This window comes from Roseixanthobacter liquoris, from assembly GCF_043195135.2.
Lineage (GTDB): Bacteria > Pseudomonadota > Alphaproteobacteria > Rhizobiales > Xanthobacteraceae > NCEH01.
This window is the reverse complement of the sequence record NZ_CM195537.1, coordinates 1005899-1018836: the sequence shown is the minus strand read 5'-3', so window position 1 is coordinate 1018836 and position 12938 is coordinate 1005899. Positions and strand designations below refer to the sequence as shown.

Sequence of the window (12938 nt, the reverse complement as noted above, 5' to 3'; positions counted from 1 at the left end):
CCCACGCGCGGCGAGACGATCTGGAGCTGAACCGCTCATCTGTTCCCCTTCCCCAACCTCACCCGGCCGGAGGGCGGGTCGAAACCCGCGCCACCCGCCAGATGTGATAATATCACATTCCGAGTCGAAGCCTCTTACCAGGGCATCAAACCGGTGTCGCGCCCGATCTGCTTGAGGGCCAGAGATGGGCCCCGACTGTTGCAAATTTGAAACGCGCCCTGCGGCTAACCCTAGCTTCCGCAAATAACAAAAATAGAACCCGCCTCGACTCCACACCATGTCGATGCGAAACGACCCAGGCGCCTCAGCCCCTTACTTCGCAAGACTGAAATCTATTGCGTTTTTCGCAACGACTCGGCGGCGGCAAACGATTCCCACCGCGCATTCATACTCCGCACCTCCGCGTGCCCAAGTCAAATCCATTCCGTAACGTCATGTGCAAACATTAGAATTATTCGATTTATTAAGTTTTCGCGATCCGTGGCACTGCTCGTTCTGACGATGTAACAGTATTTAGAGACGGACATCAACGGCGAATATTACGCTGGGTTAGCTTGATCTGGATCCGAAGAGCATGCTTGTTTCTTTCCTGATAATGCTGCGCGAGGGCATCGAGGCGGCCCTCATTGTCGGCATTATTGCTGGCTACCTGAAAAAGACCGGCCGTGGCGCCTGGATGCCGGCGATCTGGGTCGGCATCCTGCTTGCGGCGGCCCTGTCGCTATTCGTCGGCGCCGGGCTTCAGCTCGCCAGCGCCGAGTTTCCCCAGAAGCTCCAGGAAGCATTCGAGGCCGGCGTCGGCCTGATTGCGGTGTTCGTGCTCACATCCATGGTGTTCTGGATGCGCCGCATGGGCCGCTCCATCAAGGGTGAGCTGCAAGCCTCCATCGATGCCGCCTTCAGCGAGCGCCACCAGACCCTGGCGCTGATCGCGATGGTGTTCTTCGCCGTGGCGCGCGAGGGCGTCGAATCGGTGTTCTTCCTGCTCGCCACGTTCCAGCAGAGCAGCGGCATGGGCGCGCCGGCCGGGGCGGTGCTCGGGCTCGGTGTCGCCTTCGCATTGGGCTACGGCATCTATGCGGGCGGCGTGCATCTCGATCTGCGGCGCTTCTTCCGCTGGACCGGCGTCTTCATCCTCGTCGTCGCCGCCGGCATCCTCGCCGGCGCGGTGCGGTCGTTGCACGAGGCGGGCCTGTGGAACCACCTCCAGCAGACCGCCTTCGATCTGTCCGGCATCCTGCCCGCCGACGGGCCGCTCGGCACCGTCATCGCCGGCCTGCTCGGCTATCAGGATGCGCCGAGCCTGACCGCCGTCATCGCCTATCTCGCGTTCCTGGCGATCACTTTGTTGCTGTTCCTCGCGCCGCCCGCGAAGCCCCCGGCGTCCCATCCCGTGGCCCAGGGCGGGAGCGCACGATGAACGGCGCCGTCGAGTCCGCCGCGCAGGCGGCAGCGCCCGCCGGCGGACAGCCCGCCCCGTCGCGCAAGGCCATGCGCCTCGCCATTGCCGGCTCCGCCCTGCTGCTGGTGATCGCATTTGCCGCCTTCTACTGGGCGACCAGCCTCGCCAGCCGCCGCAAGGCCGCGGAGATGGCGGACACGGTGGCGGTGATTGTCACCGACAGCGCCTGCGAACCCATGAGCCTCACCGTGCCCGCCGGCCGCACCACCTTTGCCATCACCAATCGCTCCAACCGGGTGATGGAATGGGAGATCCTGGACGGCGTCATGGTGGTGGAGGAGCGCGAGAACATCGCGCCCGGCATCACCCAGACCATCGCCGCCCGCCTCGCCGCCGGCACGTATGACATCACCTGCGGCCTGCTCAGCAATCCGCGCGGCAAGCTGAATGTGACGCCCGCCCCGGCGGCGGAGGGGGAACCCGCAGCGCCCGCCTTGCTGGCGTTCATCGGCCCGCTGGCGGAATATCAGGTGCAATTGCTCACCAATGCCGGGGCTTTCGCGAAGGCGACCTCCGCCCTGTCGGACGCCATAGGGGCGGGCGATCTGGCGCAGGCCCGCATGCTTTATGCGGCGGCACGCCAATCCTACGCAGGCCTTGCGCCGGCCGCGGACCTGTTCGCCGATCTCGACACCCGCCTCGATGCCCGCGCCGACGATTTCGGCGGGCGGGAGAACGACCCCCTGTTCAAGGGCCTGCACCGCCTGGAATACGGCCTGTTCGCGCAAGGCTCCACCGAGGGCCTGCGCGAACCGGCCGAGGCGCTCGCCGCCGATGCGGGCACGCTCAACCAGCGCATGGCAACGCTCCAGCTCTCGCCGGACCGCATGGTTTCTGGCGCGGCCCGCCTGATGCGCCGGGCCGCCGCCCTGGAAGCCGCGGGCGGGGCGGAAAAATACGCCCATTCCGACCTCGCCGACATCCAGGCCGAGACGGACGCCGTGCTGGGCATCGCCAAGCTCCTGGGCCCGCTGGCGCAGAAGGCATCGCCGGGGCTGCCGGCCCGCATCGATGCCGACGGCGCCGCGCTCACCGCCCTGCTCGCCGCCCATCGCGATGGCGCGGGCTTCCGTTCCTTCGAAACCGTCGCGCCGGACCAGCGCGCCGCGATCGCCGGAGCGCTGACCCGGCTCGGCGAGGACATGGACACGCTGGGGGCAGCGCTAGGACTGACCGCTTCAGGACGTTCCGCACCATGACATTCGTTCGCACTTCCCAAGATCAACGCACCGCGTCGCTCGATCGCCGCAGCCTGCTCAAGGGCATCGGCGCCCTCGGCGGAGCCGCCGCCGGCATGCTCGGCGGCACGCCGTCCCCGGCCCATGCCGAGACGAGCCCCGTCACCTCGGCGCCGGAAAGCAATCGCACCGCCGAACACGTGGATTTCTACGGCGCCCACCAGAGCGGCATCGTCACCCCCCGCCCGGCCACGGGAATGGTGGTGGCGTTCGACGTCCTCGCCACCACCCGGCCCGAGCTGGAGCGCCTGTTCCGCACCCTCACCGAACGCATCGCCTTCCTGATGCAGGGCGGCACCCCGCCAAAGCTCGACCCCAAGCTGCCGCCGGCGGATTCCGGCATTCTCGGCCCGGTGGTGGTGCCCGACAATCTCACCATCACGGTCTCCCTGGGCGCCTCGCTGTTCGACGAACGCTTCGGGCTCACGGCAAAGAAGCCGCGGCATCTGAGCGCGATGGACCAGTTTCCGAACGATGCCCTCGATCCGGACCTGTGCCACGGCGACCTGCTGCTTCAGTTCTGCTCCAACACGGCCGACACCAACATCCACGCCCTGCGGGACATCGTGAAGAACCTGCCGGACCTGCTTTTGGTGCGGTGGAAGCAGGAGGGTTCGGTTCCCGTCATCGCTGCGCAGCCCGGCACCAAGGCGGAAAGCGCCCGCAATTTCCTCGGCTTCCGCGACGGATCGGCCAATCCCGATTCCGCCGACGCCGCGCTGATGGACCGCATCGTGTGGGTGAAAGGCGGAGAAGAGCCGGACTGGGCGGCGAACGGCTCCTACCAGGTGGTGCGCATCATCCGCAATTTCGTCGAGCGCTGGGATCGCACGCCGCTGCTGGAGCAGGAAGAGATTTTCGGCCGTAAGAAGGCCAGCGGCGCACCTTTCGGCGGTCACACGGAGCAGGACGTCCCCAATTATGCGGCCGATCCGAAGGGGCGGCTGACGCGGCTCGACGCCCATATCCGCCTCGCCAATCCCCGCACCGGCGCCACCCAGGCAAACCTCATCCTGCGGCGGCCGTTCAACTATTCCAACGGCATCTCGAAATCCGGCCAGCTGGAGATGGGATTGCTGTTCATCGCCTATCAGGCGGACCTGGAGCAGGGCTTCATCACGGTCCAGAAGCGCCTGAACGGCGAGCCGCTTGAGGAATACATCAAGCCCATCGGCGGCGGCTATTTCTTCGTCCTGCCCGGGGTTTCCGGCCCGTCCGACTTCCTCGGCCGCGCCCTGCTCGCGCCCGGCGAGCCCACCTGAACGGCCCAAGAGATCCTGCTGTCTACCGGAGATTTTTTCCCATGAAGCGCTCTGTTCTCATGCTCGCGACCGCGCTGTCGCTGACCCTCGGTGCGGTCCAGGCGCAGGCGGCCGTCTCGCCGCTCGACCTCGTCGCGCCGATCGCCCAGTACAAGGTCTATGTGACCCAGGAGCTGGACGCCTTCGTCGCCGCCACCAAGGCTTTTACTGATGCGGTGAAGGCGGGCGATCTCGACAAGGCCAAGGCGCTCTATGCTTCAAGCCGCGCCCATTACGAGCGCATCGAGCCGATCGCCGAATTGTTCAGCGACCTCGACGGCGCCATCGATTCGCGCGCCGACGATCACGCCAAGAAGGAGAAGGACCCGACCTTCACCGGCTATCACCGCATCGAATACGGCCTGTTCGTCGCCAACAGCACCGAGGGCCTCGCCCCGTTCGCCGATAAATTGATGAGCGACGTGACCGACCTCCAGGCGCGGGTGAAGGGCCTCACCTTCCCGCCCGAGAAGGTCGTGGGCGGCGCCGCCGCGCTGCTGGAGGAAGTGGCGGCCACCAAGATTTCCGGCGAGGAAGACCGCTACAGCCACACCGACCTGATGGATTTCCAGGCCAATATCGACGGCGCGCAGGAAGTCTACACCCTGTTCAAGCCGCTGCTGGCGAAGGACGCGAAGAACGAGGCCTTCCTGAAGAAGGTGGATGCGAACTTCGCCTCGGTGGATGCGATCCTGGTCAAGTACAAGACCGCCGACGGCTTTGAGAGCTACGACAAGCTCAGCAAGAAGGATCGCAAGGCCCTGGCCGGCCCGGTGAACACGCTGGCGGAGGATCTCTCGAAGATGCGCGGCCTGCTCGGCCTGAAATGAGCCGGCACGACCGGTCGGACAGGGCGCGCGGAAACGCTCCGCGCGTTCAGGCGTGACAACGACGGGCGCGATGAGACGGGCGCGATGAGAAGAAGCGCGCCCGTCGTTTCGGGATCGTGCTACTGCGCCGCCTCGACGCGCGGAGCCGGGGACCCGAACTCCCGCTCCATCTCCCGGCGGAGCCTGACGACCGGGTCGGCGGCATCGATCGCCACATCGTCCCAGGTGACGCTGGCGCCTTCCGGCACATCCCGGATCAAGCTGACGTGCTGCGCGAGGCCGAGCGGCAGATAGCCTTCACGCAGGGAAATATCGGCGGGCACCTGCTTGCCCCACACGCAGAAGCCGCCCTCGCCGTCCAGCACTTCCCCCGCCCGCAACGCGCGCTTCGCGGTCGCGGAAACGTCCGCGTTGAAGCAGATCGGCACCCCGGTCGGTTCGTTGCGCAGGGCCGCCGAGGCCGCCGAAATGCCCAGTTCCATGCCGTTCAGATGGATCGGCCGGTACAAGGTCGCATAGCGCCCCGTGCTGTCGGGAAGGGCATGATATTCCCGCAGGCATTCGCGGCTATAGGCATTGTCCTCCGCCGCCTCGAACACGACGAACGTGCCGTGGCTCAGTTCGTGCGGGATCGGCGATCCGTCGCGCCGCACCGAGGAGACGCACTCGGTGACGCCGGCCTTCTCCAGGCTTCCGCCATCGCTGCGGGGCCGGCAGACGTTGGAAATCTCGAAGCGCGAGGCGGGCGGGAAGGACAGGCCGTTGGTCTGCGCCTGCAGGCCGGTGGCATTGCAGATGGCGGTCATCTCGATGCCGGACTTGGTGCCATCCAAGAAACTATTGAACATCTTCGGGTTGATCGTGGAGCGATCCGAAACGTCAATGAAGCCTTCCAGAATGTCGTAGATGGTCTCCGGTGTGGACTGATGGAAATGCGGCAGGTAGCGCGTGCCCTTGCCGGCCGCGACCACCTTGAAGCCGCTCGCCCGCGCCCAGTCCACATGCTCGCACACCACGGCGGGCTGATCGCCCCAGGCCAGCGAATAGACGACGCCCGCCTGCCGCGCCTTGCGCGCGAGAAGCGGGCCCACGAGCACGTCCGCCTCCACATTCACCATGACGATATGCTTGCCCGCCGCGATGGAACCGAGGGCGAGACGCACGCCGGTCCTGGGATCGCCGGTCGCCTCGATCACCACTTCGATCTCCGGCGCCTGGACCAGCGCATCGGCATCATCGGTGAGGTAGGTGCTGCCGTTGCGCGCGGCATCGGCGAACGAGGTGGCGGCATATTGCTCCTGCGGCCAGCAGGAGAGCTTGAGCTGTGCGGCAGCGCGGGAGACGTTGAGATCCGCAACCGCCACCACGTGCATGCCCGGGGTGGTGCGCGCCTGGGCGAGGAACATGGTTCCGAACTTTCCGGCGCCGATCAGGCCCACGGTGACGGGGCGTCCGGCATCCCGGCGTTCGAGCAGTTTTGCGTAAAGGTTCATCGGCTTGGCCTTTGTCTATGAATTCTTGAGTGAGAACATCCCTTCCGGCCCCGGTCAGGCGCGCGGCGCGGGCGGCGGAATGGTGAGGCTCACGTTGACGCTCTTCGTCTCGGTGAAGCTGTCGAGCATGCCTTCCAGGGACATCTCGCGGCCGATGCCGCTTTCCTTCACCCCGCCGTAGGATTGGCCGAGCGCTTGCCCGCCGCCCTGGTTCACCTGCACCCAGCCCGCCTCGATGGCGTGGGCGGTGCGCAGCGCGCGGCCGATATCGCGGGTCCAGACATAAGCCGCGAGGCCGTAATGGCTGTCGTTCGCCATGCGGATGGCCTCGGCCTCGTCGCGCCAGGGAATCGCCACCAGCACCGGCCCGAAGATCTCTTCCCGTGCCAGCCGCCATTCGTTGGAGGTGTCGGCGAAGATGGTTGGAAGGGCGAAATAGCCTTTCGACAGGGGCCCCTCGCGCGGCGGCAGGCCGCCCATCACGAGCCGCGCCTCGGAACGGCCCAGCCCCTCCTCCACATAGCCGCAGATCTTCTTGAACTGACGCTCGTTGATGATGGCGCCGATGTCGGTCGCCTCGTCCAGCGGATCGCCGATCTTCAGGGCGGAGGTGCGGGCGACCAGCTTTTCGAGGAATGGTTCGAAGATATCGGCATGCAGAAACAGCCGCGACCCCGCGGTGCAGGACTGGCTTTGCCGCGTGAAGCGCATGGAGGCGATGATGCCGTCCACCACCCAATCCTCGTCGGCATCCTCGTAGACCACGGACGGGCTCTTGCCGCCGAGTTCGAGCGACACCGGCGCGAGGCGGTCGGACGCGGCGCGCATGATCGCCTTTCCGACGCCCGTCGAGCCGGTGAAGCTGACCTTGCGCACCAGCGGATGGCTCGCGAGCGGCGCGCCGCACTCTTCACCATAGCCGGTGACCACATTGACCACGCCCGGCGGCAAATGCTCCTGGCAGACTTCCGCGATCAGAAGCACCGCCAGCGGCGCATCCTCCGCCGCCTTCAGCACGATGGTGTTGCCGGCGCAGATCGCCGGGGCGATCTTCAACGCGGCAAGCTGGGCCGGTGCGTTCCAGGGCACGATCGCGCCCGTGACGCCGATGGGTTCGCGGCGCGTGTAGCTGAGCACGCCTTCTCCGAGGGGAATCGTGAGCCCCTTCAGCTCGCCCGCGAGGCCACCGAAATAGCGGAACGCATCCGCGACCATCCGCGCTTCGCCGCGCGCCTGCGTGCGCAGCGCGTTGCCGGTTTCCGCCGAGATGGTGCGGGCGAGTTCCTCAAGCCGGGCCTCCAGCGCTTCCCCGATGCGCGCGAGCAAGCGTCCCCGCTCGCGCGCGGGGATCCGCGCCCAGGCCGGGAATGCGGCCGCCGCCGCCTGGACGGCCCGGTCCACATCTTCCGCGCGTGCGCGGGGCACCTCGCCGATCGGCGAACGGCGCGCCGGATTTTCGACCGTGATGGTTTCCCCGGAGGCGGCCGCCTGCCAGGTTCCCCCGATCAGCATCGCGCGGGCCTGGAACGGGACTGCGGCCGCGATGCCGGGATTATGGGAAGTATTCATGATGCTTTCTCTTTCGGGATCATCGGCTCACGCGTCTGAAGTCCGCACACCATCGCCCTCGATCAGCTTGATGATGGCGGAATAATCGAGCTCGCTATGGCCCGCCTGGCAGAACACTCCGTAGAGCGCCGCGGCGAGGCCGCCCAAGGGCAGCGCCGTGCCCGACTGGATCGCAGCCTGCTGGGCCAGCTTGAGGTCCTTCAGCATCAGCTGGGACGCGAAGCCGTTGCGATATTCCCGGCTCGAAGGCACGTTCGGCACGAGGCCGGGAACCGGCGGATAATTGGTCAGCGAGAAGCACCCGCCGGTCGAGACCGCCGAAATCTCCTGCATCTTGCGCGCATCGAGCCCGAGGTGCCGCGCGAGCGCGAAGGCCTCCGAGACCGCGATCATGGATATGCCCGCGAGCAAATTGTTGCAGAGCTTCGCGGCCTGCCCGACCCCCGGTTCGCCGGCGTGGAAGATGCGCCGCCCCATGGCTTCGAGCACGGGACGGGCGCGCTCCAGATCTTCCGCGCTCCCGCCGACCATGAAGGTCAGCGTACCGGCTTCCGCGCCCATGACCCCGCCGGACACGGGGGCATCGAGCACCGCGATGCCGCGTTCGCGCCCCGCCGCATGAAGACGCCGCGCATCCGCCGTATCGATGGTGGAGGAATCGATGGCCATGCCCCCCTTGGCCATCTTGGCGAGCACGCCGTCGTCGCCCAGGAAGATTTCGAGCACATGGCGCCCCGTCGGCACCATGGAGATCACGAAATCCGCCCCTTCGACCGCCGCGTCGACGCGCGGCGCCGTCTTCAAGCCGGCCTCCGCCGCCCTGCGGCACACGTCCTCGCTCGGGTCGTAGACATGAACCTCATGCCCCGCGCCCGCGAGATTGCGGGCCATGGGAAAGCCCATGCGCCCCAATCCGAGAAAGCCAACCTTCGCCATCGGTAACCTGCCTTGTGTGAGAAGAACGTGCCGAGCGGATCAGTTCGCGGTCTTGGCGACGAGCGGGCAGCCCCCCGCATTCAACGGGCGGAACGCCACCTCAGCGGGGATTTCGGCTTTGTAGGTGTAATAGTCCCAGGGATATTTGGACTCGGCCGGCGTCTTGACCTGGAACAGATACATGGGGTGCATCTTGCGGCCGTCGGCGCGGATATAGCCCTTGCCGAACAAGGGATCGTCGGTGGGCATTTCCTTCATCTTCGCGACCACCTTGGCGCCGTCCTCGGCGCTGCCGATCGCCTCCACCGCCTTCAGGTAGTGCAGCACCGAGCCGTAGACGCCAGCCTGGACCATCGAAGGCTTCGCGCCCTTTCGCAGGGCGGCGAACCGCTCCGAGAACGCCCGCGTGCCATCGTTCATGTCCCAATAGAACGGCGAGACGAGCACAAGGCCCTGGGCCAGCTTCAATCCCAGGGAATGGACGTCGGTGATGTAGATCAGAAGTCCCGCCAGGCGCTGGCGCGATCCGGCGATGCCGAATTCGGCGGCCTGCTTGATGCTGTTGACCGTATCGTCGCCGGAATTGGCCAGAGCGATGACATCCGCGTTTGAGGACTGCGCCTGGAGCAGATAGGACGAGAAATCCGATGTCCCGTTGGGATGGCGCACCTTGCCGAGGACCTTGCCGCCGTTCGCCAGCACCATTTTTTCGGTGTCGCGCTCGAGGGCGTAGCCGAAGGCGAAATCCGAAGTGAGGAAGAACCAGGTCTTGCCGCCCGTATCCACGACCGCCTTGCCGATGCCATTGGCGAACGCCCAGGTATCGTGCGTCCAATGGACCGTATTGGGCGTGCAGGCGGACCCGGTCAGGTCCGACACGGCCGGGCCCGATGCCAGCATGACCTTGTTCTTGTCCTTGACGATCTGGTTGACGGCGAGCGCGGCGGCGGAGTTCGTCACGTCCGCGACCACATCGACGCCGTCGGTATCGAACCATTTGCGCACGATGGACGAGGCGATATCGGCCTTGTTCTGATGGTCGGCATTGACCAGCTTGACGGTCCAGCCCTTGGCTTCAAGGCCGGAATCCTTGATCGCCAGCTGCGCAGCAACCACGGAACCCGGGCCGCCCATGTCCGCGTAAATGCCCGACTGATCGTTGATGACGCCAATGGAAACCGTCTTGTCGGCGCCGAGCGCGCCGGTGACCCAGAGCATAGGCAGCACCGTGCCGATGCGTAAAAAATTACGCCACACCATTGGCTTAACCTCCCATATATGATTTCGGTCTGACGCCGAAATTTGGTCGCTGCCCCCTCGATCCGACTGCGCCGGGAAAAATCGAAGGGACGAGCGCGTGTGGATTAAGGAACAAGCTGGCCGGGTGATCTATGTTAAATTTCGCACAACCGGTGCGATGGGATTGACAGATGGCCTCCACCTTCAACTGGGACGACCTGCAAGCTTTTCTGGCCATCGCCCGGACCGGACGGCTCACGGAAGCCGCCCGGGCCATGTCGATCGAGCACACGACCCTGAGCCGCCGCATCGCCCGGCTGGAGGCCGCGCTGGCCATGAAACTGTTCGACCGGCGCCCCACCGGCTACAGCCTGACGGCCGATGGCGAGGCCCTGGTCGCCCGGGCGGAAGTGATCGAAGCCACCGCCGTGGGCATCCTCTCCAATCACGCCGATCCGCGCATCGCGCTGACCGGCGTGGTGCGCGTGGGGGCGCCCGAGGCCTTCGGCACCTATTGCCTGGGCGGGCGCATCGGCGAACTGTCGCGCACTTATCCGGGCCTGATGATCGAGCTCGTGGCGATGCCGCGCGCGTTCAGCCTGTCGCGGCGGGAGGCGGACCTGGCGATCGCGCTCTCGCGCCCGCCCAGCGGGCGGCTGCACGCGCAGAAACTCACCGATTACGAACTCGGCCTCTATGGATGCACCGCCTATATCGCGGCCAACGGGGCGCCGAAGGACCGTTCGGAACTGATCCATCACCGCTTCGTCGGCTATATCGACGACCTGCTCTTCGCACCGGAGCTGGATTATTTTTCCTCGACCTTTCCCGGCATCGACCCCTCGGTGAAGATCTCGAACGTGATCACGCAGATGTCGGCCACGCTGGGCGGTGCAGGGCTTTGCATATTGCCCTGCTTCATGGCCGACCGCGACGCGAACCTCACGCGGGTTCTTCCAGAAACGGTGCGGATCATGCGCACCTATTGGATCTTGTGCCATTCCGACATGCATAACGTGCCGCGCATCAAGGTCATCATGAAATTCATTTCCGAGACGGTGCGCGACAAGCGCGCGATGTTCCTGCCGACATCTTCGGCACGGGCCTGATCAGGCCCCGATGAAGACTGCGCGCTGCTTTTTCAGGAAGGCCTCGTAGCCCGCCTTGTAGTCCTGCGTTTCCGCGAAATCATAGAACGCCCCGCGTTCCTCGGCCGAGACGGGGGTCCAATCGCGCAGAAGCCGCAGCAATTGCGCCTTGCTGCTGCGATGCGCGAGCGGGGAACCGCCGGCGATGCGCTCCGCGGTGGCGCTCGCTTCCTGGTCGAGCGCGTCGGGGGCGACCACGCGCTGCACGATGCCCTTCTGGAGCGCCTCCCCGGCTTCGAACACGCGCCCCTCCAGCACCAGTTCCGCCAGCACGCCGCGCCCGAACAGCTTGAACAGAAGCTCGGTCTCCCCGAACGCCAGGGGAAAGCCCATGCGATTGATGGGAATGCCGAATTTTGCATCGGTGCTGGCGATGCGCAGGTCGCAGAGCGCGGCGATCTCCAGCCCGCCGCCCATGCAGGCATCGCGGATCTTCGCGACGGTGGGAATGCCGCAGGTGAGAATGGCCTCCAGCGCCGGGCCCACATGCACCTCGTGATACCGCGTCACCTGGGCCCGGGTGGAGCGCTCCTGCTCGAACTCGCTGATGTCCGCCCCGGCCGCGAACGCGCCGCCGGCGCCGGTCAGGAGCAGGCAGCGGCAGGCACGCTCCGCATCGAGCCGGCGGACGAGATCGCGCAGGCTGGTCCACATGGCCACGGTGAGCGCGTTGCGCTTGCCGGGATTGTGGATGGTGATAACCCCGATGGCACCCTGCATCTCGAACTTGATCTCGCCGCTCATGTGACCCGTCTCGCCCCCTCGCCACGCGGCCTGTGCCGCCGCTGTTTCGTGTTTATAATATGCACAAACTCGGATAAAAAATATTTTTATCGGCCTTTTGTTTTTTAAGAAGAGCGAGCAGGCACGCTGTTCGGCCTAGGTTACCGCAGGCCCGAGGCGCCCCTTTGCTGCAAAGCAATAATATTTTTTGAATTGTAAATAATATTTTTTTGGACAAGATCTCCTCGAACAGGAGTGCGGCACGTGCGCAAAGAGACGGCGGCCAAGCCCGAGGACGGCAAGGAGGAAGGTCTCCTGCGCGGTTCCGGCACCCATGCCGATGCCATCTATCGCTACCTTGAGCAGGAGATCGTCTCGGGGCGGCTGGAGCCTGGCGAGAAGCTCGACGACGTGAGCCTCGCCAAGCGCTTCGGCGTGTCCAAGACGCCGATCCGCGAAGCCTTCCTGCAATTGGCCGCGATCGACTTCGTGCAGATCCGCCAGCGGGTCGGCGCCGTGGTTTCCCCGCTGTCGCTTCAGCGCATGGTGCAGATGTTCGAGGTGATGGCGGAGCTGGAAGGCATGTGCGCCGCCCTCGCCGCCGCGCGCATGACCACGCTGGAGCGCGACGCGCTCACCCACGCCATGGCGCGCTGCCGCGACCTCGCGCAGAAGGAGGGGCCGGACGCCTGCAAGGATTATGCGGAAGCGAATTTCAGCTTCCACGAGATCGTCTATCGCGGCAGCCACAATGATTTCCTCAGCGAGCAGACGACCTTGCTGCGCAAGCGCCTCGCGCCCTATCGCCGCTATTGGCTCACCACGCCCGCGCGCATGCGCAAATCCAGCCGCGAGCACGAGCAGGTGGCGCACGCCATTCTCGAATGCCGCGAGGAGGCCGCCCACGCGCTCATGAAGCAGCATCTGACGCTACAGACCGAACTGGTGTCGGTGCTGCTCGATCAGCTGCCCGCGTCCTATCTCGCGGTCGTGAAATAG

11 protein-coding genes are annotated in these 12938 nt (G+C 65.8%); 6 read left to right on the top strand and 5 right to left on the bottom strand.

Features of this window, described 5'->3' with window-relative positions; all coding sequences use genetic code 11:
- Positions 1–574 precede the first annotated feature (574 nt).
- The 4 genes from efeU to efeO (V5F84_RS04605) are packed head-to-tail and all read left to right on the top strand — an operon-like array spanning position 575 to position 4831.
- A complete protein-coding gene (gene efeU, locus V5F84_RS04620; protein ID WP_394043561.1) occupies positions 575–1420 on the top strand; it encodes an iron uptake transporter permease EfeU in 846 nt (281 codons plus the stop codon).
- On the top strand, positions 1417–2661 hold the full coding sequence (gene efeO / locus V5F84_RS04615; protein ID WP_394043560.1) for an iron uptake system protein EfeO: 1245 nt from the start codon (positions 1417–1419) through the stop codon (positions 2659–2661). The genes efeU and efeO (V5F84_RS04615) overlap by 4 nt, the downstream gene beginning before the upstream one ends.
- Entirely contained in the window at positions 2658–3962 is a 1305-nt protein-coding gene (gene efeB / locus V5F84_RS04610; RefSeq protein WP_394043559.1) for an iron uptake transporter deferrochelatase/peroxidase subunit, read from the top strand. The genes efeO (V5F84_RS04615) and efeB overlap by 4 nt, the downstream gene beginning before the upstream one ends.
- 41 nt (positions 3963–4003) lie before the next feature.
- Positions 4004–4831 (top strand): iron uptake system protein EfeO, encoded by an 828-nt coding sequence (gene efeO / locus V5F84_RS04605; protein ID WP_394043558.1) that lies wholly within the window; start codon positions 4004–4006, stop codon positions 4829–4831.
- A gap of 119 nt (positions 4832–4950) precedes the next feature.
- Here efeO (V5F84_RS04605) and V5F84_RS04600 read toward each other — a convergent pair whose 3' ends face one another.
- Genes V5F84_RS04600 through V5F84_RS04585 form a run of 4 tightly spaced genes read right to left on the bottom strand, consistent with a single transcriptional unit; the run spans position 4951 to position 10089 of the window.
- Positions 4951–6324: an NAD(P)H-dependent oxidoreductase gene (locus V5F84_RS04600; protein WP_394043557.1), complete on the bottom strand. Its 1374-nt coding sequence runs from the start codon at positions 6322–6324 to the stop codon at positions 4951–4953.
- A 54-nt stretch (positions 6325–6378) separates the two neighbouring features.
- The gene (locus V5F84_RS04595) at positions 6379–7893 is read right to left on the bottom strand and encodes an aldehyde dehydrogenase family protein (RefSeq protein WP_394043556.1); all 1515 of its coding nucleotides are present in this window, start codon (positions 7891–7893) and stop codon (positions 6379–6381) included.
- A 27-nt stretch (positions 7894–7920) separates the two neighbouring features.
- A complete protein-coding gene (gene mmsB, locus V5F84_RS04590) occupies positions 7921–8829 on the bottom strand; it encodes a 3-hydroxyisobutyrate dehydrogenase (RefSeq protein WP_394043555.1) in 909 nt (302 codons plus the stop codon).
- 39 nt (positions 8830–8868) lie between these two features.
- Complete coding sequence (locus V5F84_RS04585; RefSeq protein WP_394043554.1) at positions 8869–10089, bottom strand: ABC transporter substrate-binding protein; 1221 nt, start codon at positions 10087–10089, stop codon at positions 8869–8871.
- 170 nt (positions 10090–10259) lie between these two features.
- Here V5F84_RS04585 and V5F84_RS04580 point away from each other — a divergent pair, with 170 nt between their 5' ends.
- Positions 10260–11177, top strand: a complete 918-nt coding sequence (locus tag V5F84_RS04580) for a LysR family transcriptional regulator (RefSeq protein WP_394043553.1) — start codon at positions 10260–10262, stop codon at positions 11175–11177.
- Here V5F84_RS04580 and V5F84_RS04575 read toward each other — a convergent pair whose 3' ends face one another.
- Complete coding sequence (locus V5F84_RS04575; RefSeq protein WP_394043552.1) at positions 11178–11960, bottom strand: enoyl-CoA hydratase/isomerase family protein; 783 nt, start codon at positions 11958–11960, stop codon at positions 11178–11180. It lies immediately after the preceding gene.
- Positions 11961–12203: 243 nt separating this feature from the next.
- On the opposite strand from V5F84_RS04575, the gene V5F84_RS04570 reads away from it, so the two are divergent.
- Positions 12204–12938 (top strand): GntR family transcriptional regulator, encoded by a 735-nt coding sequence (locus tag V5F84_RS04570; protein ID WP_394043551.1) that lies wholly within the window; start codon positions 12204–12206, stop codon positions 12936–12938.

What these genes read in the sequence shown, in the direction of transcription:
- V5F84_RS04600 (WP_394043557.1), bottom strand. Translation starts at nt 6,324, where the DNA reads ATGAACCTTTACGCAAAACTGCTCGAACGCCGGGATGCCGGACGCCCC.
- V5F84_RS04580 (WP_394043553.1), top strand. Translation starts at nt 10,260, where the DNA reads ATGGCCTCCACCTTCAACTGGGACGACCTGCAAGCTTTTCTGGCCATC.
- V5F84_RS04595 (WP_394043556.1), bottom strand. Translation starts at nt 7,893, where the DNA reads ATGAATACTTCCCATAATCCCGGCATCGCGGCCGCAGTCCCGTTCCAG.
- efeB (WP_394043559.1), top strand. Translation starts at nt 2,658, where the DNA reads ATGACATTCGTTCGCACTTCCCAAGATCAACGCACCGCGTCGCTCGAT.
- V5F84_RS04585 (WP_394043554.1), bottom strand. Translation starts at nt 10,089, where the DNA reads ATGGTGTGGCGTAATTTTTTACGCATCGGCACGGTGCTGCCTATGCTC.
- mmsB (WP_394043555.1), bottom strand. Translation starts at nt 8,829, where the DNA reads ATGGCGAAGGTTGGCTTTCTCGGATTGGGGCGCATGGGCTTTCCCATG.
- efeO (WP_394043560.1), top strand. Translation starts at nt 1,417, where the DNA reads ATGAACGGCGCCGTCGAGTCCGCCGCGCAGGCGGCAGCGCCCGCCGGC.
- efeO (WP_394043558.1), top strand. Translation starts at nt 4,004, where the DNA reads ATGAAGCGCTCTGTTCTCATGCTCGCGACCGCGCTGTCGCTGACCCTC.
- efeU (WP_394043561.1), top strand. Translation starts at nt 575, where the DNA reads ATGCTTGTTTCTTTCCTGATAATGCTGCGCGAGGGCATCGAGGCGGCC.
- V5F84_RS04575 (WP_394043552.1), bottom strand. Translation starts at nt 11,960, where the DNA reads ATGAGCGGCGAGATCAAGTTCGAGATGCAGGGTGCCATCGGGGTTATC.